The sequence below is a fragment of the Pseudomonas sp. MYb2 genome (assembly GCF_002979955.1).
Lineage (GTDB): Bacteria > Pseudomonadota > Gammaproteobacteria > Pseudomonadales > Pseudomonadaceae > Aquipseudomonas.
In genome coordinates this window covers 49,767-73,068 of sequence record NZ_PCQC01000003.1, presented here as the reverse complement: position 1 = coordinate 73,068, position 23,302 = coordinate 49,767, and the positions used below count along the sequence as shown (strand labels likewise).

Annotated in this window: 33 protein-coding genes; 25 read left to right on the top strand and 8 right to left on the bottom strand. The window is 57.0% G+C overall.

The window, feature by feature from the left end; all coding sequences use genetic code 11:
• Positions 1–32: 32 nt before the first annotated feature.
• The 7 genes from CQ009_RS05525 to CQ009_RS05490 form a co-directional block, all read right to left on the bottom strand.
• Entirely contained in the window at positions 33–299 is a 267-nt protein-coding gene (locus CQ009_RS05525) for a pyocin activator PrtN family protein (protein WP_105705137.1), read from the bottom strand.
• Positions 300–725: 426 nt separating this feature from the next.
• Positions 726–968 (bottom strand): pyocin activator PrtN family protein, encoded by a 243-nt coding sequence (locus tag CQ009_RS05515; protein ID WP_105705135.1) that lies wholly within the window; start codon positions 966–968, stop codon positions 726–728.
• A complete protein-coding gene (locus tag CQ009_RS05510) occupies positions 965–1,348 on the bottom strand; it encodes a hypothetical protein (protein WP_105705134.1) in 384 nt (127 codons plus the stop codon). The genes CQ009_RS05515 and CQ009_RS05510 overlap by 4 nt, the downstream gene beginning before the upstream one ends.
• Complete coding sequence (locus tag CQ009_RS05505; protein WP_105705133.1) at positions 1,345–1,620, bottom strand: hypothetical protein; 276 nt, start codon at positions 1,618–1,620, stop codon at positions 1,345–1,347. Before CQ009_RS05505 ends, CQ009_RS05510 begins: the two co-directional genes overlap by 4 nt.
• A gap of 10 nt (positions 1,621–1,630) precedes the next feature.
• Positions 1,631–2,005, bottom strand: a complete 375-nt coding sequence (locus tag CQ009_RS05500) for a hypothetical protein (protein WP_105705132.1) — start codon at positions 2,003–2,005, stop codon at positions 1,631–1,633.
• Positions 2,002–2,208 carry a hypothetical protein gene (locus CQ009_RS05495; protein WP_105705131.1) on the bottom strand — a complete coding sequence of 69 codons (207 nt, stop codon included), beginning with the start codon at positions 2,206–2,208 and terminating at the stop codon, positions 2,002–2,004. Before CQ009_RS05495 ends, CQ009_RS05500 begins: the two co-directional genes overlap by 4 nt.
• 205 nt (positions 2,209–2,413) lie before the next feature.
• Positions 2,414–2,764, bottom strand: coding sequence for a hypothetical protein (locus CQ009_RS05490; protein WP_105705130.1), 351 nt, complete (start codon positions 2,762–2,764; stop codon positions 2,414–2,416).
• A 232-nt stretch (positions 2,765–2,996) separates the two neighbouring features.
• Here CQ009_RS05490 and CQ009_RS05485 point away from each other — a divergent pair, with 232 nt between their 5' ends.
• Both CQ009_RS05485 and CQ009_RS05480 read left to right on the top strand, forming a co-directional pair.
• The gene (locus CQ009_RS05485; RefSeq protein ID WP_146117526.1) at positions 2,997–3,938 is read left to right on the top strand and encodes a hypothetical protein; all 942 of its coding nucleotides are present in this window, start codon (positions 2,997–2,999) and stop codon (positions 3,936–3,938) included.
• Entirely contained in the window at positions 3,939–4,325 is a 387-nt protein-coding gene (locus tag CQ009_RS05480) for a hypothetical protein (protein ID WP_105705128.1), read from the top strand.
• Positions 4,326–4,543: 218 nt separating this feature from the next.
• On the opposite strand, the gene CQ009_RS05475 is transcribed toward CQ009_RS05480, so the two are convergent.
• A complete protein-coding gene (locus CQ009_RS05475; RefSeq protein WP_105705127.1) occupies positions 4,544–5,221 on the bottom strand; it encodes a S24 family peptidase in 678 nt (225 codons plus the stop codon).
• A 102-nt stretch (positions 5,222–5,323) separates the two neighbouring features.
• Between CQ009_RS05475 and CQ009_RS05470 the strand changes: the two genes are divergently transcribed.
• The 23 genes from CQ009_RS05470 (at position 5,324) to CQ009_RS05365 (ending at position 23,294) form a co-directional block, all read left to right on the top strand.
• The gene (locus CQ009_RS05470; RefSeq protein WP_105705126.1) at positions 5,324–5,521 is read left to right on the top strand and encodes a hypothetical protein; all 198 of its coding nucleotides are present in this window, start codon (positions 5,324–5,326) and stop codon (positions 5,519–5,521) included.
• Positions 5,522–5,837: 316 nt separating this feature from the next.
• Entirely contained in the window at positions 5,838–6,326 is a 489-nt protein-coding gene (locus tag CQ009_RS05465) for a phage regulatory CII family protein (protein ID WP_105705125.1), read from the top strand.
• Entirely contained in the window at positions 6,319–6,525 is a 207-nt protein-coding gene (locus CQ009_RS05460; RefSeq protein WP_105705124.1) for a TraR/DksA C4-type zinc finger protein, read from the top strand. The genes CQ009_RS05465 and CQ009_RS05460 overlap by 8 nt, the downstream gene beginning before the upstream one ends.
• Complete coding sequence (locus CQ009_RS05455) at positions 6,522–9,218, top strand: DUF5906 domain-containing protein (RefSeq protein ID WP_105705123.1); 2,697 nt, start codon at positions 6,522–6,524, stop codon at positions 9,216–9,218. Before CQ009_RS05460 ends, CQ009_RS05455 begins: the two co-directional genes overlap by 4 nt.
• Positions 9,215–9,553, top strand: a complete 339-nt coding sequence (locus CQ009_RS29765; RefSeq protein WP_146117525.1) for a hypothetical protein — start codon at positions 9,215–9,217, stop codon at positions 9,551–9,553. Before CQ009_RS05455 ends, CQ009_RS29765 begins: the two co-directional genes overlap by 4 nt.
• 4 nt (positions 9,554–9,557) lie before the next feature.
• Positions 9,558–10,028: a hypothetical protein gene (locus tag CQ009_RS05450; protein WP_256585376.1), complete on the top strand. Its 471-nt coding sequence runs from the start codon at positions 9,558–9,560 to the stop codon at positions 10,026–10,028.
• 191 nt (positions 10,029–10,219) lie between these two features.
• Entirely contained in the window at positions 10,220–10,564 is a 345-nt protein-coding gene (locus CQ009_RS05445; protein ID WP_034156347.1) for a phage holin family protein, read from the top strand.
• A gap of 133 nt (positions 10,565–10,697) precedes the next feature.
• Complete coding sequence (locus CQ009_RS05440) at positions 10,698–11,288, top strand: terminase small subunit (protein ID WP_105705121.1); 591 nt, start codon at positions 10,698–10,700, stop codon at positions 11,286–11,288.
• A gap of 4 nt (positions 11,289–11,292) precedes the next feature.
• The gene (locus tag CQ009_RS05435; protein ID WP_105705120.1) at positions 11,293–13,323 is read left to right on the top strand and encodes a phage terminase large subunit family protein; all 2,031 of its coding nucleotides are present in this window, start codon (positions 11,293–11,295) and stop codon (positions 13,321–13,323) included.
• A 1-nt stretch (position 13,324) separates the two neighbouring features.
• The gene (locus CQ009_RS05430; RefSeq protein WP_008087653.1) at positions 13,325–13,531 is read left to right on the top strand and encodes a phage head-tail joining protein; all 207 of its coding nucleotides are present in this window, start codon (positions 13,325–13,327) and stop codon (positions 13,529–13,531) included.
• The gene (locus CQ009_RS05425; protein WP_105705119.1) at positions 13,531–15,012 is read left to right on the top strand and encodes a phage portal protein; all 1,482 of its coding nucleotides are present in this window, start codon (positions 13,531–13,533) and stop codon (positions 15,010–15,012) included. Before CQ009_RS05430 ends, CQ009_RS05425 begins: the two co-directional genes overlap by 1 nt.
• Positions 15,009–16,163, top strand: a complete 1,155-nt coding sequence (locus CQ009_RS05420; RefSeq protein WP_105705118.1) for a head maturation protease, ClpP-related — start codon at positions 15,009–15,011, stop codon at positions 16,161–16,163. Before CQ009_RS05425 ends, CQ009_RS05420 begins: the two co-directional genes overlap by 4 nt.
• Complete coding sequence (locus tag CQ009_RS05415) at positions 16,160–16,504, top strand: head decoration protein (RefSeq protein WP_105705117.1); 345 nt, start codon at positions 16,160–16,162, stop codon at positions 16,502–16,504. Before CQ009_RS05420 ends, CQ009_RS05415 begins: the two co-directional genes overlap by 4 nt.
• A gap of 62 nt (positions 16,505–16,566) precedes the next feature.
• Positions 16,567–17,562, top strand: coding sequence for a major capsid protein (locus CQ009_RS05410; protein WP_105705116.1), 996 nt, complete (start codon positions 16,567–16,569; stop codon positions 17,560–17,562).
• Between the two features lie 2 nt (positions 17,563–17,564).
• Positions 17,565–17,885, top strand: a complete 321-nt coding sequence (locus CQ009_RS05405) for a hypothetical protein (RefSeq protein WP_105705115.1) — start codon at positions 17,565–17,567, stop codon at positions 17,883–17,885.
• Positions 17,882–18,547, top strand: a complete 666-nt coding sequence (locus CQ009_RS05400; protein ID WP_105705114.1) for a hypothetical protein — start codon at positions 17,882–17,884, stop codon at positions 18,545–18,547. Before CQ009_RS05405 ends, CQ009_RS05400 begins: the two co-directional genes overlap by 4 nt.
• Positions 18,540–19,052 carry a hypothetical protein gene (locus CQ009_RS05395; RefSeq protein ID WP_105705113.1) on the top strand — a complete coding sequence of 171 codons (513 nt, stop codon included), beginning with the start codon at positions 18,540–18,542 and terminating at the stop codon, positions 19,050–19,052. Before CQ009_RS05400 ends, CQ009_RS05395 begins: the two co-directional genes overlap by 8 nt.
• Complete coding sequence (locus CQ009_RS05390; RefSeq protein WP_105705112.1) at positions 19,049–19,624, top strand: phage baseplate assembly protein V; 576 nt, start codon at positions 19,049–19,051, stop codon at positions 19,622–19,624. Before CQ009_RS05395 ends, CQ009_RS05390 begins: the two co-directional genes overlap by 4 nt.
• Before the next feature lie 51 nt (positions 19,625–19,675).
• Positions 19,676–19,927, top strand: coding sequence for a hypothetical protein (locus CQ009_RS05385; protein ID WP_064391007.1), 252 nt, complete (start codon positions 19,676–19,678; stop codon positions 19,925–19,927).
• A gap of 5 nt (positions 19,928–19,932) precedes the next feature.
• Positions 19,933–20,259, top strand: coding sequence for a GPW/gp25 family protein (locus tag CQ009_RS05380; RefSeq protein ID WP_105705111.1), 327 nt, complete (start codon positions 19,933–19,935; stop codon positions 20,257–20,259).
• Positions 20,256–21,143 carry a baseplate J/gp47 family protein gene (locus CQ009_RS05375; RefSeq protein ID WP_105705110.1) on the top strand — a complete coding sequence of 296 codons (888 nt, stop codon included), beginning with the start codon at positions 20,256–20,258 and terminating at the stop codon, positions 21,141–21,143. The genes CQ009_RS05380 and CQ009_RS05375 overlap by 4 nt, the downstream gene beginning before the upstream one ends.
• Positions 21,140–21,748, top strand: a complete 609-nt coding sequence (locus CQ009_RS05370; RefSeq protein ID WP_105705109.1) for a phage tail protein I — start codon at positions 21,140–21,142, stop codon at positions 21,746–21,748. The genes CQ009_RS05375 and CQ009_RS05370 overlap by 4 nt, the downstream gene beginning before the upstream one ends.
• Entirely contained in the window at positions 21,741–23,294 is a 1,554-nt protein-coding gene (locus CQ009_RS05365) for a phage tail protein (RefSeq protein WP_105705108.1), read from the top strand. The genes CQ009_RS05370 and CQ009_RS05365 overlap by 8 nt, the downstream gene beginning before the upstream one ends.
• Positions 23,295–23,302 lie beyond the last annotated feature (8 nt).

Sequence of the window (23,302 nt, the reverse complement as noted above, 5' to 3'; positions counted from 1 at the left end):
TGTAGGAGGCGTTATATGACGCCTCCTTAATGCTAATTACGATTCATTAGTTTATTCTGTTCCGTAGTGGCCAGCTCCCGCTGTCGATCAATATAGTTCGCCAAGTCGTTTAAATGGATTCCGAGCGCCGCCTTCTGGGATCTAGTGCCCAGACGCATTAGCGGAATATCAATGTCGCCACTCAGTCTCTTAAGCTTAAATTTCTCCACGGTGAGATGCAGGTAGTCTCGACAGACTACCTCAATCGGTATAACAGCCTGTCCGCTATATTGAGCCATCAGAAGAAAAAGTGTGTTCATAGTTTTGTCTGCTTTGACTATTATCAGTTTGACTGTAGGAAGGTAGATCCGCAGCGTAGTGTTTCTAGTGCATCCAACGCTTCCTTAATTGTGTTTCCGTATGCTTTATCAAAGGGTTCTTCACTATCCCAGTAACGCCATATGTGACAACCTCCTTCGTACTCCCACGTGAGACATATACGCTCAGTCTGGATTTTATGAATGAGGTCGACTGTCTCTATATCCTGTGTTGAAGGTTCTTCTTTTTTGCTCTTGGAAAGGGCATCAATTTGCCCCGTGCGATAGCCCGACCAGTAAACCAAACCTAAGAGCAAGAGGAGCGTAATCAACGCGCCTATCTGTATTGCTGTCATATTTTAAATCCTCAATATAATCCGCATCGGTAAAGTTGGTTTCCCCCCTTAGCTAAGGAGGACTGAAGTTCACTCAAGCCGCTACCTTCGTTGCTTGGGCATCGAGATACTCGGCCAGGTTATGCAAGTACACCACCGGCTTTGCTCGTGTAGAGCAGTGAAGGCGCGTTACTACCAAGGCTATGCGCCCGGCCTTAATCTCAGCGAGCAAGTAACGGTCGGTACGGATGTGTGCGAAGTACTGTTCGCGTACTGCCGACAATGTTGGGCACGGGGTGGTGAACTGTTTGCGTAGTTGATCAAGGGTATGGCTCACGCTGCGTTCTCCCCGTACCCCTCCGATGGGGGCAGCAACTTGAGGCGAATCAGCTCGGCGAGGCCTTCTTTACTTTTGCCCATGGCAGCCGCGCAGATGTTGCCCTTGGCGTCAGCCACCACGGCGCCGAATGGGAACTCAGGCGAGTTGGTCGGCGTAACGTAGGCGACCTGCCCGTCAAGGATCACATTGTTGACGCAGCGAAATACCTCGGCCAGCTCGGTGCTTAGTACGGGCATGCTTTCCAGTAATTGGATGGCTTCCGTCGAGGCGCCAAGGAGCGTTGCGCGACTGACAACCCCCGGGCAGTTCAAGTAGATCGGGATCAGCTTCAAGGCGCCGAGGGCTTGCGTGTAGGCATTGAGGTTGTTGGTTTTCATGCAGCGGCGTCCTTTTTGGTAATGATGATTCCTAGCTTCTTGGCCAGCCATTCAATCCCTTCTTCCTTCACCATCACCACGGAGTAATGACGGCATTTGTTGAGGGACGGAATCACGGTGCTGCGCGGATCCGAATACAGATAGCCGCGATCACGGTGTTGGCTGGCAAGGTCGCCACTGGTATTCAAAATGCCCAACTCCCGCAACCTGATGCGGAAGGCGCGGGGCTTGAGGCCGAGCACTGCGGCGGTTTCGTCCAGGGTGCGGTTCATTGCGCTGTCCTTAGGCTGCGAGCAGTTTTCGAACGCTGTTAAGCAAGGATTCCGACTCGTCCAGCATTCGGTGTATTTGCTCAGCACGGCTGGGGTGTTCTGATGTTGGCGATGGTTGTGCCGACTCAATGCGACCGTTCGCAATGTCTTGGATGAAGTCCCGCAAGTGCAGGTGGTTGGCTCGGTCTGTACGCTTGAGGGTCAGTTCGCCCGTGTGACCGCCAAAGTCAACGCTGATGACTGCGCTCTCGTCGGTGAGCTCGACTTCAAAGCTCGCGTGGATGGTTTGCTCTGGTCGTTGAAGGGGGCAGACAGCGGAACCTCCTACCTGCAGCATGTGGTGCAGCAGCTCTTGTTTTGAGAGCGGAATGAGATAGCTGTTCATGCTGCATCTCCTCCGAACGGCCAGGTGCCGTCATCGGCTGCGACGGTGTCGGAAGGTTGGATGGCTTCGGTGCGGCCTTTGAAGATGGTGATGACCAGCAACCCGGTGTGGTGCTGGATAGCTTCGATGGCGGCACGACTACTGCGTGCGGCGGGATGCAGGTAGATAGGGCAGCGGGTGTTGCTGTGCTGTGTGGTTTGCATAAGTCGTACTCCTTTGGTGAGAGGTATACGATGCAAACGATACAAATACGTATTGATCCAGTCAATACGTATTTGAATTGATTTTCTCACTGAGCATAAAAAGCCCGCAAGGCGCGGGCAGCTGAAGCGGGAGCTTCCCAAAATTGACTAGATTTCCACCTTTTCCGTGCACTAGGAACTACCTGTTTTCCCCTCTGGCCTTGTCTCAATAAACCGGGTGCCAGCTCTTATTCCAAGCTTTAACCGTTTTCCCGGAGAGGCTTTTCGAAACAGGGGAGAACCGGCGCTGGTAACGCAGGCCTTCATATTCAACAATTTCTTTGGACTGGGCATCAGGATGTAGCCGATCCAAGGTTTTCTCGAGCTGCTCGTGATCCGTCAGAGGAATGGCGCCACTGGCCTTCAGGTCCGCGAGGATGATGGCAACCTTCGCCTGGCATTCAGCGATGGATGCCCGGTATTTATCGGGGTTGTTGCCGTCGTAGTTCTCCCAGCGCTTCTCGTAGAGTTCAAGCTCAGCCTTTGCTGCTTCTAGGTCTTCGATGGTGTATGTCATGGCATGCTCCAAAATGTAGCGCTCATTTAGACACTGAAAAATCAGATACGCAATGACTGATCCAAACAATAAATAGCTAACTAACTAATAAATCACCATGCCAAACAATTGCTTGAGTTGTAAATAATATAATTTGCAACAATGCTGGCGCTTTGCCTATAGGCGTCTATATTCAAAATGATATAGCTTTTATAACAAGTTCAATTTGTCTTTGGATAACATGGAGTGTGTTATGGATAATCTGCGATCAATCCGTCTATGTGCATCAATTGCTACAATTGCTGCAGTCGGACTTGGTGGTTGTACAAATATTGATTTTCGAGAGCCCGTTAGCTCCTACAGCAAAGGGATGGCGCTGTCTGGCGCAGTATTGTCAACTTATTATTCGGAACTAAATAACCAGGCTAGAGATACATATATTACTCAAGCCAAATACGATGAAACATTACCGATTTTGGAGACTGACGAGGATGGCGTTAGAACGCCCTTGGTATCATTATTTCCACCTGAGGCCATCAAGGTGCGGTTGGATTCCATAGGGCTGATTAGTCAGTATGGCTCTAAGCTGTCACAGTTGGCGGGATCGGATGCCCCAGAAAGGGTTGGTGCTGGAGTTGTTAAATTAGGTGATTCATATACAAAACTCTCTGACAGTTTTGCCGCGGCAGCTAAGCTCGGTAATAATGACACCAGCACTAAATATGTTGAGCCTGTAAAGACAATTGTATCTGTCATTTCAGAGAAGTATATGGATGATAAAAGAGATCAATTGCTTACCGAAGCTGTCGAAAAGGGTTATCCAGCCGTAGAAACAGTTCTTCTGTTGCTTGAGGGTGATATACCGTTGATCCATCAGTGGGCGGTAAACCAATCGAGCAATCAATTATCGCGAGCATCAACTTATTATAATGAAAATAAATCTAAAATGAGCTTTGAACAGCGATCTGCCCTTCTTGATCAGATTTCTAAGTATTCAAAAAATTATCAAGAACTTACAGTGAACCAGCCAACGGATGTCGTGGTGGCTATGCGTGAGGTCAACGCGGCACTGCTAACTTACGCCAGAAACCCAAAGGATGAAAACAGAATCGTAAGGCTGACTTCGGAAATTGATACATTTAATAGTAGGGTAGGCCCAATCGCAGAAGCAATCATTAAAATGAGGAGTAATTAAATGTCAAAGTCAGTTTCAGTAAATATTATGTTAATGCCGTTAACGTTCGATATTCTTGATGTAGATAAATTTCAGGTAGTAAATCTTCCTGAATTAATGGCAATCATTCAAGATTGTTTTCGGTTGAACAGGGATGGTCGGCAAAGTCCTGTGCAACGTAAGGAATACCTGCTGAAAGGGGAGGCGCTTTCCAAGAGGCAGAACAAGTTGATTAACGAGATTTTTACTAATGGTGTTGATGAGGTAAGAAAAGCGAACGCAGCAATCAAGAAGGTTAAGGATGCAACGAATCAAGCGCTGAAAGATATTGAAAAGACTGCCGATACAATTGAGCAGCTTGGAGCTTTAGTTAGCGCACTTGATGATGTAATAAAGCTTTTGGTTTAACGAAAATATTAATAATCTATATTTGCCACTCATCATGCATGTGGTGGCAAATTTTTAGTTGGCAGTGAACTAAGGGGTGAGCGTTAACTTAAAGTGGGAGTCTGCAAAGTTGGTCACTGCTTCGGAATTTTTCGCCGGTTTCCTATGGGACGAGCGGGATTTCTAAAAGTTGACAAAACTTCCACATTTCGGTGCATTTAGGAAATCCCGTCAGCGCTTCAGAAAATTTCTAGCTTCGAGAAGACAACGCCGCAAATCATGGCGTCGTCTCCTAACTCGATGATTGGCTCTGGCCAAGCAGAATTCAGCGGCTTTAGAAACCGACGCTTCCCTTCCATAACCAACTGCTTAAACGTTGCTTCTTGGCTATCAACTAATTTGGCGATAACAAGAGAGCCGTTCTCGGCGTCCTTCGCGGGGTCAACAAAAATGATATCGCCATCTCTGAAGGATCGACGTTCATGGTGGTTAAACATGGAAAGTCCGCGCACCCTGAGTGCATAGCTCTGACTGCTATGGGATGCGGCGCACGGCAGCCATATTTCCGCATCATCAAGGGTTCGAACGTCCTCAATCTCACACCAGGCGCCTGCTTGCACCCAAGAAATCAAGGGTACGTATCCTTTGATCGCCGGGCCTGGCTCAACATTGGAATCAGATGCAGAGGATGGCTCGATCTCAATGCTCGGATCCTTATGTTCGCCACCTTTCCACAGCCAGTTACTGCTGACCTTTAGGGCTTTGGCAATCTTCTCAACGTTTTCGTGGCGTGGGCTGGCAACCGCATTCGTCACGATCCTATGAATTGTTGGCTGGGGGACGCCAGAGCGGCGGCCGAGTTCGCCTTCGGATAGATCCAGTTCTTGCATGCGTTTCGCGATGCGGTCGCCAATCACTTTTTATCTACCTTGATTCAAAAACGTATCGGCGATTGTATTGAATAGATCAATACGTTTGTGTATTGTGTCGCCCAATGCGAAAGCGCATCGGTGAACGATATGAATATCCAAGAAATGCTCGCGGAGTTACTGAGATCGGGTTTATCCCAACGGGTTATCGCAGAGCGCGTAGGGACAACGCAGCCGACTATCAATCGTGCCGCTAAAGGCGCTGATGTTCGGTATGTAACCGGCAAGGCCATTGAGCGCCTTTACATGCAGGAAAAAGCTGCTGCTGGCCTGAAGTCGGCAGCTTAATGGATGCTGAACTGGGGCCTCTCACCAAAGATCCCCCAGCTCAGCGTGGCGATACGCAGCACATAACACACCGCCACATGAAACACCGGCCTGGAACCTCTCACCAAAGAAACGCCAGGCCAGCTAACGAATTACATGGGTACATGCAAGTCGCTACATAGCACGTCGGACCGGGACCTCTCACCATAAGAATCCCCGGATCGACTGGAACGATGAACCGTGCCGCACAGCACGATTAGCACAGCACATCGGTCGTGGTCATAGGATAGGGTTTGCCCTGGCCCGTGGCTACACCGTAAATGGGGGATTTACGGTAATGAGTAGAACAGATCTATTGCCGGACGCTGGTCCGGTCCTGCCACTACGCCAAGCGATTTATCGCGCTGGTCGTGACTACAAGGGCGGAATCACCGCCCTTGCCTTTGAAATGGTGTTGGACAACGACACCCTCCAGAAAAAACTCAAGCTCGATGAAGAACGCCGCTGGCTGAATCCAGATGAGCTTGAGGAGGTGATCAGGCTGACCGCTGATCCACGCTTGCTGGACGCATTGATGCGTCCAGCAGGTGCGGTTTGGTACCGGCCCGTGCCCGTACCGGCAACCCGTGATGCCTTGATAGCGGTTGGCAAGCTACTCGGGGAAACCGGTGAATTCGTGGCCAAGATGCACGACGGTGCGGCGGACAACGTCTGGGAGCTTCATGAAGTCGTGGATCTCGAAAAGCACGGAATGGATGTGATTCGCGAAGTCCTCGGCATCATGGCGGGTGCTCGTCAGGCGATGGAGGATCGCATCAATGGCTGATGATATCGACCGCGCAAACGAGCAGGCGCAATACCTGCTTGATATTGCTATTCATCGTAATCGCCGCGTGCCATCGAGCCGCGTCAGCGCGCAGTTCTGTGACGACTGCGACGAACCAATCCCGTTGCTACGACAGCAGAAGGTTGAAGGTTGCGAGACCTGCGTCTCTTGTCAGGAGCTGCGGGAGGCCCGGCGATGAGTGAATCGGGCAAAGGAACAGCCATCGCTACATGGGCAAAGCGTTACATCAGTACTTTTGACTTGGCACTTGTATCGATTGATCCAGGTGAAAAGGCTCCGAAAGGCCTAGGGTGGAATAAGCCCGGAGGCTATATCACCGACGCCGACACGGCCGAGGCGTTCTGGCAACGAAACCCTAATCACAACCTTGGCGTCGTGCTGGGGCCGAGCCGCGTTTGTTCATTGGATGTTGATGACGTTCAGTGGACGCGGCATGTTCTGTATGAACTGTTGGGCCTGGACCTTGATGCGATGGCAGTGGTGTTCCCGACTATTGTCGGGAATCCGCTGCGATTCCGGGTGGTGTTCAAGGTCCCGGAAGGCATCGAACTCACGCGTCACTCGCTTTCATGGCCGAATGAAAAAGACCCGGATGGTTCGATTTTCAAAGGGTTGATGGACAAGGCCAAGGCTGCGAAAGAGCAGGGTGATCTTGGCGCAGAAGCTGCTGCACGAACCGAAGCCGAGTCGTTCAAACGCTTCACGGTCTTTGAGCTACGTGCGGGACTGGTGCAAGACGTATTTCCACCATCAATTCATCCTGGTACCGGCAAACCTTACATCTGGAAAACCGCTCCAAGTGCTACTGACGGGCTGCCCACGCTGACCAAAGAGTTGCTTACCATTTGGCAGAATTGGGAGTTTTTTAAGCGAGATGCTGAAGCTGCGTGTCCATGGGCGATTGCGTCACCGAAGCCACCGGTCAAAGCCCCAAAGCGTCCTGCGCTCGGTGGAGGCAAACGGCCCTCGGTAATTGATGAATTCAACCGTTGTCACGATGTTGCGAAGCTTCTTCGCTCCCATGGGTACATCAATCGAGGCAATAAGTGGCTGTACCCTCAAAGCAGCACCGGTCTGCCAGGGGTGACGATCAGTGAGGGCAAGGTTTATTCGCACCACGGTGCTGATCCTCTCGCGAACGGACATCAGAACGACGCCTTTGAAGTGTTCTGCTTACTCGAGCACGGGGGCGACCAGTCGAAGGCTGTGAAGGATGCTGCGCGAATGTTGGGCATGCAACACGCCGCCCGTCCAGATCCTAATGATCTTCCCCCCACCCCATCCGGTGAATTGAGCGGGCCGACCTCCGACGAAACACGCCCGTCCAGCGAGGCCGCTCCTGCTCCTGATGGGGGGGCGGGGGAGGTCATAACGCTGGACCACATTCTGCGTCGTTTTGCGCTGGTAGAAGGCACCACGCACGTGTGGGATTGCGACCAATCGAAGGTAATGAAGAAGTCCGCCTTCGAAGCTCGTGTGGGCAAGCCACTGGCCAAAGCCTGGTTGGACGACACCGGAAAGAGACTGATTTCTGACGACCATGTTCGCGAGATCGAGCAGGCGCGCCGCATGGCTGGGAAGAAGGGCGGTGCATTGGGGATGTCTCCAACCGATCGTTACGTTTACATCGATGGCACCAAAGACGTTTGGGATCGCGAAAAGAAGCGGCGCATAGCCGAGGGCGCGGTGAAGATGGCGCTGGGTGACACTTACCCCTTGTGGCTGAACAGCAGCGAACGCCGCACCGTCGATGTTGAACACATCGTGTTTGATCCGACCATGACGAAGGATCCTGCGGTGTACATCAATACCTTTGACGGGTTGCCGCTTGAGCCAGTCAGGGATGATGCAGCGTGTGCCAACCTGCGTTGGCTGATCTCATTTCTTTGTAATCATGATGAAGCCGCGACCGATTGGCTAACTCGCTGGCTGGCGTATCCGCTGCAGCACCTGGGCGCCAAGATGGACACCGCTGTATTGATGCATTCGATCATGGAAGGTTCGGGCAAGAGCCTTTTGTTCGCTGACGCACTCGGCATGCTTTACGGCCAATACGCAGCGACTGTTGGTCAGACGCAGTTGGAAAGCAGTTTCAACGCGTGGCAAAGCCGCAAATTGTGGTCCGTCTTTGAAGAGGTGGTCAGTCGCGATCAACGTTACAACCAGGTGGGCAAGATCAAGCACTTGATCACTGGTAAAACGGTGCGGATGGAGTCGAAGTTCATTAATGGCTGGGAGGAAGCCAACCATATGAACGCGGTATTTCTCAGCAACGAGATTCTTCCGTGGCCAATCAGCGACAGTGATCGACGAATGCTTGTTATGTGGCCTATGGAGACCCTACCAGTCGCTCGGCAAAAGGCGATTGGTCGTGAACTGGAGCAGGGTGGGGTGGCGGCGCTCTATGGTTGGTTACTGTCGGTCGATCTAGGTGACTTCAACCAGCGCACGCGGCCGCCATCGACCGAGGCGCGTGAGCGTTTGGTGGGCTTGAGTCGGGCCGGCTGGCAAACATTCTTGCATTTGTGGAAGTACAGCGAGCTGGGGCATGGGCTTTGGGGGCCATGTCTATCGACCGACCTCTATTCGTTGTTTCTCGAATGGTGTCAGCGCAACAAAGAGCATGTGATGAGTCAGACGAAGTTCTCTCTGTTCATCAGTTCCGAGGTGGATAAATCGCGTGCAATACCTTGGACTGACGGCAATAACCGTCGTTTCGGCGCGTTTTTCTTTCCCGCGGACCTGGATGCTTCCCCGCCATCACTCAAGGCGGCCGAGCTGGGCAAGCAGGTGGAGAACTGGCGGGCGAAGGCCAGGCTGGCGGGCTGGCACGTGGACAGCTGGGATCACATCAAGGCGCTTGCAGCATGACTATTTTCAAAAGTGTGTTGGGTGTGTTGAGTGTGTGTCGGGTTGATTTTGAATACTCCACACAATTTGAGTGCCCGAAATACATGCCTCCGCGGGTGTTGTGTGGGGTGTGTTGGGTTTTGTGTCGCGCACGCGCATGCATGACGTTCTTTGCAAAGAATTCGGCGGAAGGAATTTTTTCTTATGCGAAGACTGATAAACCCAACAAACCCAACACACTCAACTCAAATCTACTTGAGGCATTGAATTTAAAGGGATTTATCTGTGTTGGGTTTGTGTCGGGTTGCGGTATTTCTGTGTTGGGTTCGGTTTTGTGGGGGCAGGGCAATGATTGAGGCGATGGAGTTGTTGCTGAACCATTGGGGCGAGCAATGCCGGAACGACGGTGAAGCCGGAGGCATGGGTAGCCCGATGGCGACGATCATGGAGTGGGGCGGTTGTGCGCCGCGGGGCACACCCGGTTCTCGGATCCTTCTCGGCGCTGGTGCGGGTCCAGATGCAATTGCGCAGGAAATTGGTGCCGCCCTTTCCGAGATCGCCCGGCAAGATGGTCGGGGTGAAAGGCTGCAACAGTTGGCAGTTATGCGTTACAGCTTTGACCCTGCACCGACATGGGCAGCGCAGATGCACGAACTGGGCTACGTCTCAAAGGCGAAGCAAACCTACTACGATCTTGTGCACCGTCTTCATGTCCGACTCTTTGAGGTGCTGACCGAGCGTAAAGATGCACGTAAGTGGCTGACCGTTGGTCGGGGTGCTCTACCTCAAAGTCTCCTCAAAGTTGCGTCAAAGTTGCGTCAAGTTGGATAACCGAAAATGCCCCCTTTTCGGTTCCGTACTCAGGGGGTAAAAAGTCCCCACGATATGGATTCTGCGCCTTGGCGCTCCCCCGAGCACGTGCTGTGCACTTCGTCCTGGCGTATGCCGCGACATTGAAAACCCTGCCCTCCGGCGGGGTTTTCTTTTTTGTGTTCGGCATGCTCCTTCACTTGAGGCACAACATGACAAATGAGCAGCAAGCGCTGGCAGAAATGCCGATCTGGTTGGTGATCGTCCTGGCTCTAGTCGGCGGCGTATCCGGTGAGATGTGGCGAGCAGACAAGGATGGTGCCCGGGGCTGGGCGTTGATGCGTCGGCTTGCGCTTAGATCCGGTGCCTGCATTGTCTGCGGAGTCTCGGCAATGATGCTGATGATCGCGGCGGGCATGTCGCTCTGGACGGCGGGCGCCTTGGGTTGTCTCACGGCAATGGCCGGTGCAGATGTTGCCATCGGCTTGTACGAACGCTGGGCTGCCAAGCGGCTTGGCGTGTGCGATGTCCCGCCGAATGGCGGCGGACCAGCCTGAAACCGCCGGGGACCCTAGGGTTATTCGGAGGGTACGGGGTCGGAAACCCGCGGGACTGTGTTAGCGGACGGTTCACCAGCTTAGTGAACTGAGGTGAACAGGTGAACTCGCGGGGTGAACTGGAGAATTAACCATGACAATCATCAGCAAAACGGAGTTTGCGGCCCGGCGCGGTTGGGCCAAATCCTATGTCTCAAAATTGGCCAGTCAGGATCGGCTGGTGCTTACCGAGAACGGCAAAATCGACCTTGAAGCCACCGAGGCGCTGCTCGATAAAACCAGCGACCCCAGCAAGGTCGCCGTTGCCGAACGTCACCAGCAAGACCGGATTCAGCGTGACGTATACAGTCAACTGTCCCACGTCAGCGAGCCGACCTCCACGGCTGCGCCGCCGCAACTGATACCCGTGGACGGCAAGCACCCTGACTACCAGCGGTCCCGCGCACTGCGCGAGCACAACATGGCCAAACTAGCCGAAATCGAGCTGGGCAAGGCGCAGGGTTCGTTGGTGTCCAGGGAGGCAGTCGAGACCGGTGCCTACGACGCAGGCAGATTGTTGCGCGACCAGTTGTTTGGGCCGCTTCCGCAGCTGTCCTATGACTTGGCGGCGATGACGGATCCTTGGCAAATCGAAAAACACCTGACGGCAACAATCCGTCGGACGCTGGAAGAAGCAGAACGCCTCTCTTCAGCGGATCTTGAACATGCCATGACAGCGGATTGAACCCATGCACACGGAATTTTCTGACGGTGCAAAGGTGTACCGTGAGAACTACTTCCGTGGACTGCGCCCTGACCCCGATCTCTGGATTGATGAATGGGCCGATGAGTACATGCGAATCCCGCGAGACACCGGCGCACCTGAGCCAGGCCAGTACCGCACCTCACGCACACCTTATGCCCGAGAGCCGATGCGCTGCCTGTCACCGGCTCACCCCTGCAGGCGCGTGGTCACCATGGTGGCCTCGCAGTTGATGAAAACCCAGATCGCTCTCAACTGGATGGGCGGACTGATCCACATGGCACCGTCGAACATCCTGGCCTTGCTGCCCAGTCTTGGATTGTCCAAGCGGGTTTCGGGGCGGATCAGCAAGACCATCAAAGCCACCCCGGTGTTACGCGAGCGCGTGGCAACGAGCCGCTCACGGGACGCGCGCAATACGATGGACACCAAGGAATTCGAAGGTGGTTCGCTGTACGTCACAACTGCAGGTTCTGCGGCCAACCTTTCGGAGCTGTCGGCACGTTACATCTACGGCGACGAAGTCGATCGCTGGGAGAACGATGTTGGCCAGGAGGGTGATCCCATCCGGCTGGCCGAAACTCGGGCAACCAACTTCGGTCGCAACGCCAAGATCTATTTTTCCAGCTCGCCGACAATCAAAGGCGCTTCGCGTATCGCAGATTTGTTCGAATCCAGCGACCAGCGTCACTACTACGTGCCATGTCCTACGTGCGGTCATATGCAGGTACTGGAGTGGGAACGGCTGCACTACAGCGCGGACTACGCCACCGTGCATTACGAGTGCGCCGCCCCTGAGTGCGACGTGCTGATCGAGGAGCACCACAAAAGCGACATGCTCGCCCGAGGTGAATGGCGTGCGCATGGTCGTGGCGATGGTAAGACCGTCGGGTTTCATCTCAGTGCGTTGTATTCGCCGACCGGCTGGATGGATTGGGCCTCGCTCGCCGTCGAGTTCGAGGACGCGAAAAAAGCCCAGGCGCAAGGCGATACCAGTCTCATGCAGGTGTTCTACAACACCCGACTGGCCAAGGTATGGGACAGCGCGCTCGAACAGACCAAGGCGGAAGTGTTGATCGCTCGGGCGCGTTTGGAAAAATACACCCTCGGCGCTATGCCGCTGGGCGTGCTGATGCTGACCGGCGCCGTCGACGTTCAGGCCAACCGCCTTGAACTGATGGTGATGGGCTTCGGCGTCGGCATGGAGCGCTGGGTGGTGGATCACCAGATCATATGGGGCGACCCGGCGGATGAGCGCACCTGGGCAGTGCTGGACGAAAAACTCAAGGCGCGGTACCGGCATCCCTGCGGTGTCGGCTTGGGGATTCTCGCCACTGGTGTCGACTCCGGCGGTCATCACACCGACGAGGTTTACCAGTTCTGCCGCGCCCGTCGTTGGCGTAACGTCTTCGCCATCAAGGGTGCGAGCAAGCCGGGTAGGCCGGTGATCGCTCAGCGCCCGTCCATGGTCGACGTGACCTGGAAGGGCCAGACCGAACGCAACGGCGCCGAGCTGTGGTTCGTCGGTACCGACACCGCCAAAGACTGGATCTACAACCGCTACCCGTTCCCGGATGGGCCGGGATCGCTGCACTTTGCCAACGACCTGCCGGATGAGTTCTTCGCTCAATGCGTGGCCGAACGTAAGGTCGCCCGTTACGTGCGCGGTCACAAGCGTATCGAGTGGGTCAAGGGCAAGGCGGAGCGCAACGAAGCGCTCGACCTGATGGTGTACTGCCTGGCCATGGCCCATTACTTGGGTATCAACCGGTATCAGGAACACGATTGGGAGCGGGTTCGACAGTCACTGGCACAGGCCGGTTTGTTTGATGACACCGCAGCTATAAAACCCGTTCAAAGCGAACGTATTGCCATCGCATTGCAGCAGTCATCTAGCAATGCGAAAGCGGAACTCGTACCCGCACCGCAACCCGCTGCACCGGTCGCAACGCCGCGACCGGTAGCCGCACCCCCTCAACGCCGCAGCTCTGCCAGCGGCTATCTGAAGAGACGCTGATATGTCCTTTACAAAAAAGCACCTCGACGCGGTTGAGGCGGCCATTGCTCGCGGTGAGAAAACTGTGCGCTACACCGACCGTACCGTGGAGTACCGCACGGTCGATGAACTGCTCAAGGCGCGCGAGGAAATACGATCGTCGTTGGCAAGTGCAGCTGGGCCACGTTCGCGCGTGGTCCGGCTGTACCATGCAGGGAAGGGGGTCTGATGGCTCGACACTTCCCAACGCTGACCCGTAACGGATTCGTGCTGCCGTCCAATATCAAGGCCAGTTACGAAGGCGCTGGAGAAGGGCGCCGCTCCGCTGGCTGGGACGCTCCCGACAACGGGATCAACAGCATCAACACTCCGGCCCTGCGCAATCTGCGGTCGCGTTCGCGGGCGGCGGTTCGCAATGACCCTTACGCCTTCAACGTCATCGACAAGCGCGTCAGCAACCTGATCGGCACCGGCATCACGCCTAGGCCAACGACGGATGATGATGCCTTGCGCAAACTGCTCCAGGAGCTGTGGGGAGATTGGGTCGATGAGTCAGATGCAGATGACCGCACCGACTTCTACGGCCAGCAGGCGCTGGTGGCGCGTACGGTGGAAACCTCGGGCGAATGCTTTGTTCGCTTGCGGCCACGCGGTCTGGATGAAGGCTTAGCAGTTCCGCTGCAGCTCCAGATCCTCGCACCGGAATTTGTGCCGCACGACAAGTTCGAGACCACCAATAACGGCAACGTCATCCGCGCTGGCATCGAGTTCACCCCAGGCGGGAAGCGGGTCGCGTACTGGATGTACCTGTCGCATCCGCGCGATGCAGCCTCCCTGAACGCCGGCTACAACCAGCTTGTGCGCGTGCCTGCTACCCAGGTGCTGCACATCTTCGAACCGGTTGAGCCTGGCCAGTTGCGCGGAGTGCCGAGATTGTCGCCGGTGCTAAAACGCCTGCGCAGCCTCGACAACTACGACGACGCAGTACTGTTCCGCCAAGAAGTGGCCAACCTGTTCGCCGGCTTCATCAAGCGCCCGGCGCCGGACTCGGGTCCGGCTCCACGCGATCCAGTTACCGGCGCGTTGCTGGATTTGGATCGTGACGGGTTCACCCCGATGGTCGCGCTCGAACCCGGCACCATGCAGGAGCTGGGGGCAGGTGAGGAGGTTGAGTTCTCCAAACCGCCAGACGCCGGCAACAACTACCCGGACTTTATGCGACAGCAACTGATGGCTGCTGCAGCGGGGTCGGGTACGCCTTACGAAATCCTCACCGGCGACATGCGCGGAATCAACGACCGAGCGCTTCGGGTGGTGCTTAACGAGTTTCGGCGGCGTCTGGAGCAACTGCAATTTAGCGTGTACGTGCACCAACTCTGTCGTCCTGTACGGGCGGCGTGGTTGGACATGGCGGTGCTGTCTGGCGTTCTGGTGCTGGACGATTACGCACAAAAGCGCCGCGAGTATTTACGGACCCGCTGGGTACCGCAGGGCTGGGCTTACATCCAGCCGGTGCAGGACGTGCAGGCACGCCGGATGGAAGTGCAAGCCGGGTTTGCGTCGCGCAGCGAGATGGTCTTGCGCACCGGCTACGACGCCGAAACGGTCGATTTGGAAAACGCCGCCGATCTGGCGCGGGCCACAGCGCTGGGCCTCAACTACAACACCCTGGATGCCGTCGAAGACACCGACGACAAGGAGCAACCATGAGCAAGAGCGCGAAACCGCGTATTTACAACCGCGCCGGCAAACGCGTCGAGGTCAAGGACAAGACCTGGTACGCCGTTCATGCCAGCGGCGAGGCCGCCGAGCGAGTGATCGAAGTCTTCGTCTATGGCGAGATCGGCGCGTGGGGTATCACTGCCAATCAGTTCGTGCAGGATCTGCGCGCCATGGATGATGGTGTGTCGCCGGTGGTCGCCGCGTTCAACAGTATCGGCGGTGACCTGTTCGACGGTCTAGCCATGCACAACGTGCTGTCGCGGCTGGGCGAGCGCTGCACCGGCCGGATCGATGCACTGGCAGCGAGTGCCGCCAGTGTGGCTGTGTGCGGTGCCCACCGCGTGGTCATCGCTTCCAACGCGATGTTGATGATCCATAACCCATGGACTTACGCCGCCGGTGATGCGGAGGACTTCCGCAAGGTGGCCGACGTTCTCGACCAGACCATGGAAGCGATCATCGCGGCGTACAAGGCCAAAGCGCCCGACATTGATGAGGTGGAACTGCGGCGTTTGGTGGCGGCTGAAACCTGGCTGACCGCCAACGAAGCGGTGGCCTTGGGGCTGGCCGATGAAGTGGGCGACGGCGTCAAGGTCAAAGCCTGTCTCGGTCAAGGCGCGGTGCTGCAACGATTCCAGAACGCACCGGCTGATTTGCTGGCCCAGCTCGACGAGCCACCTGAGGCGGATCCGGATCTTGATCCTGTCGATCCGCCGCTGGTGCCGCCTGTAGTCGACTCGGCCAAGTTGGCATTGATGGTCACTCAGCGCTGCACGGCGGCGGGCATCAGCAACCTGATCGAGCCGCTGCTCAAATCCACCCAGCTTGAAAGTGAGGAGATCGTTTTGGCGGGTCTGGCACGCGCCAAGGCGATTAACGACCTCTGCGTGGCCGCGCGGCTGCCTGAATTCAGCGCCGAGTTTGTCGCGGCAGGTCTGGATGCGCCGGCGGTGCGGGCGCGTCTGTTCGACAAGATTGTCACCAGCGGTAAGGGCTTTGAAATCGACAACAGTCTGCCGCTGGCGGACGACCTGGCGCCCAAGGTGCTGGCCAAACAACCTGATCCCAACTCGATTTGGGCCGCTCGCCAAGCGGCCCAAACTGGAACCGCGCAAAGCGCGAAAGGAGCACGAGCATGACCATCAAACAGGAACCGATGCACGCAGGTGAATTCCTGCTGTCCGAAGGCGCCGGCAATATTTCGCGTGAAGCGATCAACGTCGCGGCCGGTCCAGCGTTGTGGCCCGGGCAAATTCTCGGGCTGGTGACCGCCTCCGGCGAATTCGCACCCTACGAACCGACTGCTGAGGACGGCACCGAAAACGCTGTCGCCATTCTCTACGGCCCGCTGGGCGAATCCGATGTGGTGCGTCGCGGTCGTGCCGTGGTGCGGTTGGCCGAAGTCAGCGAAGCGCATTTGACCGGCCTCGATCTGGCTGCCGAGAAAGCACTCGCCACTCATTTCGTGATCGTCCGCTAAGTCGATCCTTCTTTTTTATGCATCCCGCCGCGAGCGGGATTTTTCGTTTCTGGAGAGTACCCATGGCCGATATCGCCATTTTTGACGACGAAGCATTCACTGTCACTTCGCTGACCGCTGCACTCAATGATCAACCCTACCTGCCGGGCCGCATCAGCGCCTTGGGCCTGTTCCGCGAGGAAGGGATTACTACCCTGACCGTGCAGATTGAAAAGGACGGTGACACCTTGGCACTGGTGCCGGCCGGTGAGCGCGGTGGTTCTGGCCTGGTGGTTGCTGCGAGCAAGCGCAACCTGATCCCGTTCAACACCGTGCACCTGCCGGAGCGTTTCACCATCAAGGCGGATGAGATCCAAGGCATCCGCGCCTTCGGCACTCGCACTGAGCTGCAGGCGGTGCAGGACGTGGTCAATGCCCGTCTGGCAAAGGCGCGTCGTCAATTGGACGCCACGCATGAGTTCCAGCGCATGGGCGCACTCAACGGCCTGATCCTCGACGCTGATGGATCGACCGTGCTTCTCGACCTGTATGAGCGCTTCGGTGTGCAGCGTCAGAGGCTGCCCATGGGCTTGGCAGACCCAAAAACAAAGCTTCGTGTTAAATGCGTTGAGGCGCTGGATATGCAGGAAGATGCTCTCGGCAGTGTGACTAGCACCGGCTCTCGCGCCTTTTGTGGCAAGACCTTTTGGAACAGCCTGATCGTCCACGATGCAGTCGAGAAAACGTATCTCAATAGTCAGCAGGCGGCAGCTTTGCGCGGCGACGCTCGGGAAAGTTTCGAATTCGGCGGCATCACCTGGGAGCGCTACCGTGGCAAGGTGGCGGGCGTGTCTTTCGTCCACGACGATCAGGCGCTCCTGGTTCCGGAAGGTGTGCCCGATTTGTACATCTCGGCGTTTGCGCCTGCCGACTACATGGAAACGGTCAATACGCAGGGCATTCCCTACTACAGCAAAATCGAGCCGATGCAGTTCGGCAAGGGCATGGCCGGTGAGGCGCAGTCCAACCCGCTGCACCTATGCACTCGACCGCGAGCCCAGATCACGTTGGAACTCTGACCATGGGCTTTCGCGACCTGGTCGCCGAGGTCGACGCGGTGGTGTTCGAAACGCTGGGCGATACGGCACGGATCGAAGGTCGCGAAGAGCCAGTGTTCGGCATGTTTGCCGCGCCCTGGCTGCAACCCAAGTTCGGCAAGCTCAACACCGGGTTGCGCGAGCCGCGCTTCGAAATCCGTGTCAGCGATTCGCAAGGTCTGGAACAGGGCATGCTGGTTAGCGTCGACTTGCCTGCCTTGGACGGCGGTGGTGACTACGACCTGATTCAGCTCGAGCCGAGCGGAGACGGTTTGGTCGCTTTGATCTTGAGGATGCGAGCATGAGCGTCGGCAGTTATTACAAATCCTCGGCCAGTGGCGGGATGCTGACAATTCAGTCTTCGGCGGCAGATTTGCAAGCCTTTGAAGGTTTCGCTGCATTGGTGCCGAAAGCCGCCGCTGCTGCTCAGCGTCGAGCCATCAACAAAACGTTGGGGTGGCTGCGCACTCACATTGCGCGTGCGGTGGGCCGGCAGGAGCGCATTGCCGTAGCAGCGGTGCGTCAGCGCTTGCGCAGCTACCCGGTCGCCGGCAGAGCCGCAAGCGGCAAATTGTGGTTTGGACTGTATGCCATTGAGTCCAGCCGGATCGGTCGCGCACGGCAAAATGGCAGCGGCGTGTCGGTGGCGGGGCGCCGTTATCAAGGCGCTTTCCTCAAACAGGTCTACGGCAACAAGCCCGACATCTGGATCCGTACCGCAAGCAAGCACTTCAATTCGAACGACTACCCCGATACGACAGCGTCGGCGAGGGGCGGTGCCAGTTCTGGATGGGTCGCGGAGAACGGCAGTCGCTTTCCACTGGCAAAGGCCAAAGTGTCGCTTGAGGGAGCCCGTCCGCACTTCGACGAGTGGGTCAAACGCGCCCATGGCCGTTTGCTGGAGATCCTGCAGCAGGAGCTGAACTTTGAGTTTCAAAAGTACCTGAAGGGGACGGCCAATGTCTGACGAACCATTCACCCTCGACGAGCTTTATCAGGCGATCGAACAGCAGCTATCGAGCCATCTGCCAGGTGTCAAAGCAGTCACGGCATGGCCCAACATCAAGGATCGCATTGCGCTGCCTGCAGTGTTCATCGAAATGGCAGAAATGGAACCCGGTGCTGACATCGGTACCGGGCAGACCTCGCTGATCTGCAGGTTCGAAGCGCGGATCATCGTCGACCCGATTCGTGCGCAGCATTGTGAGCAGGCCGCACACTTGGCCGCCCAACTGGCGGTGCTGTTGCGCCTGCAAACCTGGGGCGTTGCGGTCGAGCCTGCGGAGTTCGTTCAGGCCATGCAGGACTGGACCAAGCCGGAGCTGGATGGCTACACCGTATGGGTCGTTGAATGGACCCATAAGCTGTACTTGGGTGCGGAGGATTGGCCTTGGTCAGATGATCCCGAAGTGGTTCCCGAGAGCGGTGGTTATCCGGTGGAAGTTGTGTGGGCGCCGGAAGACTCGCCATGAGTTACGCCAGTGCAGAGCATGACCGAATGATCGCGGCCATGCTGATGCCTTGCGTAGTGGTGGGCGTGGATCTGCCAGCGGGGACGGTCCGGGTGTCGAGTGGCGAATGGACAAGTGCCTGGGTGCGCTGGCACAGCCTCGCCGCCGGCAAGGCGCGGCACTGGCGCGCGCCGAGTCCTGGTGAGCAGGGGGTGTTGTTCAACCCCAGTGGCCAGGCCGGCATGGGCACTTTCATTCCCGGGCTGTACGGCAATGCCGGCGCCCAGCCAGACAACCGCGACCACGTCGAGGTCTGGCGTTTTGATGATGGCGGTTCGCTGGTCTACGACTGGCAGGCCAAGAGCTACACCATAACCCTGCCGACCGGCACGGTGACGATCAAAGTCGGCAGTACAGAACTCGTCGTTACGGATAACGCGGTGACAGTGAAGTCTGGAACGATCGATCTTGAGGGCGCTGTGAACATCAAGGGGCCGGTCAATATCGACGGTACGTTACACGTCACCGGTAACATCGACGGCGACGCGAACATCATGGCCGTCGGCAGTAGCGACAATCACCACAAGCATTAATCACCCATCCAGCCCGCCCAGTGCGGGCTTTTTTATGCCCGGAGGAAACCCATGGCCAAGAACAATGAGCAAGCGATCGATGAGCAACTGCCGTCACCGATTCGCCAACCCGTGCCAGCTCAACTTCAAACGCCGGATCTGCTGTTGAAGTTCCGCGATACGGTCTTCACCTCGCGCACCTTGTGCATCCCTGGAACGAATCGAACGCTGTCGGTGGTCAAGGCCACTGTCGAGGTGTCGGCGTCTGATGAACAGGCGGTCACCTACCTGAAATCCCATCCCGAAATTGAACCGCCGGAGTGACGTAAATGATCGGAATGGATCGCCACACCGGCCAGCCCATTGCCGATTTGCCAAGCGTTATTCAGTCGATCGGCGACATTCTCAGCACGCCGATCGGCAGCCGGCGAAAGCGTCCGGAGTACGGCAGCAAGTGCCGTAGTTATGTGGACTTGCCGGTTAACGCCGGGTGGAAAAGCTCAGTTCAAGCCGAGGCGGCGCGCGCGATCGAGCGGTGGGAGCCGCGCGTGGAGCTTAAGAGCGTCCGTGTGAAATCGGTGCTGGGCGGACAGATTGATTTTGTTGTTGCCGGCAAGTACCTGGGCAACGACTTCTTGGCCGAGGTGAGTACATGAGTGTTCTGGATCTGTCCGCACTGCCGGCGCCGGACGTGCTGGAACCGCTGGATTACGAGCTGACCTTTCAAGATTGCCTCAGCACCTTTCGGGTCGACCTGGGCGACAACTGGACGGCCAACATGGAATCCGATCCGGTGGTCAAACTGCTGGAGACGGCGGCCTATATCAAGCTGGGCAACCGCGCCCGGGTCAACGACGCGTCCAAGGCGCTGCTGTTGGCCTACGCGATCAAGAGTGACCTTGACCACCTTGGGGCCAACGTCAATCTGCCGCGCCTGGTGATTCAAGCCGAGGATCTGACCGTCACGCCGCCGGTGCCTGAAGTGCTGGAGGAAGACGACCCGTACCGCGAGCGCATCCAGTTGGCTTATGAGGGGCTGACCACGGCCGGGCCGCGTAACAGCTACATCCTGCACACACGCAACGCTTCGGGGCTGGTGGCTGACGCCTCGGCCGAAAGTCCATCACCGTGCAACGTTACGGTAACGGTGCTCAGCACTGAGGGAAAAGGCGAGGCCAGCGCCGAGCTGCTGGACGTGGTGCGGTTGGCAGTGAATGACGAAGACGTTCGGCCGCTCGGCGATCGGGTCAAGGTGCAAAGCGCGGAAATCCTCGACTACAGCATTGATGCCATTTTGCACATGAGCAGTGCGGGGCCTGAGGGCGAGGCCAGCCGGGCGGAAGCCGAGCGACGACTGGCGGCATGGATCAATCCACGCAAGCGGCTGGGGGTTGAGGTGGCCCGGTCGGCGGTGGATGCGCAGTTGCACATTGCCGGCGTCTCGCGGGTTGAGCTGATCGGATGGGTCGATCTGGCCCCCACGAAGGCGCAGGCGGCGTTCTGTACGGGTTACACGGTGAAGCTGGCGGGGGAAGCATGAAAAGCCTTCTGCCGAGCAATAGCACGCCACTGGAGCGGGCAATCGAGGCGGCTTTTTACGAGCGCACGATTGTCCCGCTGCGCACGTTGTACGACCCCGACACTTGCCCGGCTCAGCTGTTGCCGCATCTGGCGTGGGCGTGGTCTGTCGATCGCTGGGATTACCGATGGTCTGAGGCAACCAAGCGCGCGGCCATCAAGGCCTCTTTCTACATCCACAAGCACAAGGGCACGATCGGCGCGCTGCGCCGGGTGGTCGAGCCGCTGGGCTATCTGATCGAGATAGTCGAGTGGTTCAACACCGTGCCCGAGGGCGTGCCGGGCACCTTCGCGCTGAAGGTCGGCGTTCTCGATACCGGCATCACCGAGGAAATGTATCAGGAGCTAGAGCGCCTGATTGATGACGCCAAGCCCGTCACGCGGCATCTGACCGGGCTGGCGATCAGCCTGGAAACACAAGGCGATTTGAATATTGCCGTGTCCCTTTACGAAGGCGACGAAATCGACGTTTACCCGCCCGTCATGCGTGACATCGAGGTCACCTGCAGCTTCGGCGTGGTCGGTCGCGAACACACCATAGACACCCTGGACGTTTATTATGATTGATGCGAATTCGCAGTTTTTCGCGATCCTCACGAACGTGGGGATGGCCAAGCAGGCGAATGCCGACGCGCTCGGCATTCCCTGGCTGATCACGCAAATGGGCGTGGGTGATGCCAACCCGAACGGGCTGGCCGACCCGCCCAACCCGGTGCCGGCCGCCGGACAAACCAAGTTGCTCAACGAATGGCGCCGCAAGCCGCTCAACCAACTGAAGATCGACCCGGTCAACCCGGCCGTGATCATCGCCGAGCAGATCATTCCCGCCGATGAGGGCGGTAAGTGGATCCGCGAAATCGGTCTGTACGACGCGGACGGGGATCTGGTGGCGGTGGCCAATTGCGCGCCTAGCTTCAAGCCGTTGCTGTCGCAGGGTTCGGGCCGCACGCAAATCGTGCGCATGAATTTCATTGTCACCAGCACCGGCAACATCACGCTCAAGATCGATCCGGCGATTGTTCTGGCCTCGCGGGCTTACGTCGACGCGGCCATTCTGGAGGTGTTGCCGAAGAACAAGACGCCGGGACAGTGGACGCGGGTCAAGACCAACGATCGGGGAATTGTGGTGTCGGGTGATAACCCGGAAACGCTAGCCGGCATGGGCATCAAGGACACTTACACCAAGACCGAAATCGAGGCGATGATTGCGCAGGCCTCGGCGCTGCCGGTGGGCGCCATGGTGGCGTTTCCGCTGGACAAGATCGCGCCCGGGTTTCTGGAGCTGGACGGCAGTGTTAAAAGCATTGCGGTCTATCCCGATCTGGCAGCGTTCTTCGGTACGGCCTTCAACAAGGGCGACGAGGGCGCCGGCAATTTCCGTATGCCGGAATCCCGCGCAGAGTTTCTGCGGGGCTGGGATCATGGGCGCGGGGTTGATGCTGGACGTGCGGTTGGCAGCTATCAAGTCGGCACTAAGATTCAAGGTGACGACGGTGTTGGCCCTACGATTCAAGGAATTGCCAACGTTTCGCAGATTGATGCTGATCCTGCGCCGGGCTTCGCGGCGGATATCAACTACACCTCGACAGGGATGCAATCTGGTTCGTTTGGCACGGCATATTGGCGAACTGTGCGCCCGCGAAACTTGGCCGTGATGTGGTGCATCAAGGCCTGGAACGCGCCGATCAATCAGGGAAATATCGACATTGCCGCGCTTGAGGCTTTGGCGACCCAGGCCACCGAAATTAAGCTCGGCACGGCCAAGATCGCCACGCAAGCGCAGGCCGACGCGGGCACTGATGACGCCACGATCGTGACCCCGAAAAAAATGCGCTGGGGGTTTCAAATCCAGAAGGCCATTAATGGCTACATTGTGTTCCCGTCGTGGCTCGGCGGCTTGATCATCCAGTGGGGCAATAACACCGTCAACGCGGCTGACGCTTTGGTGTCCTTTCCAATCCAGTTTCCGAATGCGCCGTGTGCGCTGGTGTTTGGGCAAAACGAGGCGACTCTGTCCTTTCACAATAACTATTTGGTGGCCACGGGGTTTAAGTACCGAAACGCTGCTGCGACTTATCCTGATGCGTTCTCCTGGATCTGCATCGGCTACTGAGGTGAGCT

Coding starts and splice junctions, on each gene's coding strand:
- CQ009_RS05390 (WP_105705112.1), top strand. CDS start 19,049: ATGAGTTACGCCAGTGCAGAGCATGACCGAATGATCGCGGCCATGCTG.
- CQ009_RS05465 (WP_105705125.1), top strand. CDS start 5,838: ATGAGTAGAACAGATCTATTGCCGGACGCTGGTCCGGTCCTGCCACTA.
- CQ009_RS05500 (WP_105705132.1), bottom strand. CDS start 2,005: ATGAACAGCTATCTCATTCCGCTCTCAAAACAAGAGCTGCTGCACCAC.
- CQ009_RS05415 (WP_105705117.1), top strand. CDS start 16,160: ATGACCATCAAACAGGAACCGATGCACGCAGGTGAATTCCTGCTGTCC.
- CQ009_RS05470 (WP_105705126.1), top strand. CDS start 5,324: ATGAATATCCAAGAAATGCTCGCGGAGTTACTGAGATCGGGTTTATCC.
- CQ009_RS05440 (WP_105705121.1), top strand. CDS start 10,698: ATGACAATCATCAGCAAAACGGAGTTTGCGGCCCGGCGCGGTTGGGCC.
- CQ009_RS05395 (WP_105705113.1), top strand. CDS start 18,540: ATGTCTGACGAACCATTCACCCTCGACGAGCTTTATCAGGCGATCGAA.
- CQ009_RS05410 (WP_105705116.1), top strand. CDS start 16,567: ATGGCCGATATCGCCATTTTTGACGACGAAGCATTCACTGTCACTTCG.
- CQ009_RS05505 (WP_105705133.1), bottom strand. CDS start 1,620: ATGAACCGCACCCTGGACGAAACCGCCGCAGTGCTCGGCCTCAAGCCC.
- CQ009_RS05525 (WP_105705137.1), bottom strand. CDS start 299: ATGAACACACTTTTTCTTCTGATGGCTCAATATAGCGGACAGGCTGTT.
- CQ009_RS05370 (WP_105705109.1), top strand. CDS start 21,140: ATGAAAAGCCTTCTGCCGAGCAATAGCACGCCACTGGAGCGGGCAATC.
- CQ009_RS05455 (WP_105705123.1), top strand. CDS start 6,522: ATGAGTGAATCGGGCAAAGGAACAGCCATCGCTACATGGGCAAAGCGT.
- CQ009_RS05445 (WP_034156347.1), top strand. CDS start 10,220: ATGACAAATGAGCAGCAAGCGCTGGCAGAAATGCCGATCTGGTTGGTG.
- CQ009_RS05425 (WP_105705119.1), top strand. CDS start 13,531: ATGGCTCGACACTTCCCAACGCTGACCCGTAACGGATTCGTGCTGCCG.
- CQ009_RS29765 (WP_146117525.1), top strand. CDS start 9,215: ATGACTATTTTCAAAAGTGTGTTGGGTGTGTTGAGTGTGTGTCGGGTT.
- CQ009_RS05485 (WP_146117526.1), top strand. CDS start 2,997: ATGGATAATCTGCGATCAATCCGTCTATGTGCATCAATTGCTACAATT.
- CQ009_RS05435 (WP_105705120.1), top strand. CDS start 11,293: ATGCACACGGAATTTTCTGACGGTGCAAAGGTGTACCGTGAGAACTAC.
- CQ009_RS05365 (WP_105705108.1), top strand. CDS start 21,741: ATGATTGATGCGAATTCGCAGTTTTTCGCGATCCTCACGAACGTGGGG.
- CQ009_RS05490 (WP_105705130.1), bottom strand. CDS start 2,764: ATGACATACACCATCGAAGACCTAGAAGCAGCAAAGGCTGAGCTTGAA.
- CQ009_RS05405 (WP_105705115.1), top strand. CDS start 17,565: ATGGGCTTTCGCGACCTGGTCGCCGAGGTCGACGCGGTGGTGTTCGAA.
- CQ009_RS05400 (WP_105705114.1), top strand. CDS start 17,882: ATGAGCGTCGGCAGTTATTACAAATCCTCGGCCAGTGGCGGGATGCTG.
- CQ009_RS05480 (WP_105705128.1), top strand. CDS start 3,939: ATGTCAAAGTCAGTTTCAGTAAATATTATGTTAATGCCGTTAACGTTC.
- CQ009_RS05450 (WP_256585376.1), top strand. CDS start 9,558: ATGGAGTTGTTGCTGAACCATTGGGGCGAGCAATGCCGGAACGACGGT.
- CQ009_RS05385 (WP_064391007.1), top strand. CDS start 19,676: ATGGCCAAGAACAATGAGCAAGCGATCGATGAGCAACTGCCGTCACCG.
- CQ009_RS05380 (WP_105705111.1), top strand. CDS start 19,933: ATGATCGGAATGGATCGCCACACCGGCCAGCCCATTGCCGATTTGCCA.
- CQ009_RS05460 (WP_105705124.1), top strand. CDS start 6,319: ATGGCTGATGATATCGACCGCGCAAACGAGCAGGCGCAATACCTGCTT.
- CQ009_RS05420 (WP_105705118.1), top strand. CDS start 15,009: ATGAGCAAGAGCGCGAAACCGCGTATTTACAACCGCGCCGGCAAACGC.
- CQ009_RS05495 (WP_105705131.1), bottom strand. CDS start 2,208: ATGCAAACCACACAGCACAGCAACACCCGCTGCCCTATCTACCTGCAT.
- CQ009_RS05430 (WP_008087653.1), top strand. CDS start 13,325: ATGTCCTTTACAAAAAAGCACCTCGACGCGGTTGAGGCGGCCATTGCT.
- CQ009_RS05510 (WP_105705134.1), bottom strand. CDS start 1,348: ATGAAAACCAACAACCTCAATGCCTACACGCAAGCCCTCGGCGCCTTG.
- CQ009_RS05375 (WP_105705110.1), top strand. CDS start 20,256: ATGAGTGTTCTGGATCTGTCCGCACTGCCGGCGCCGGACGTGCTGGAA.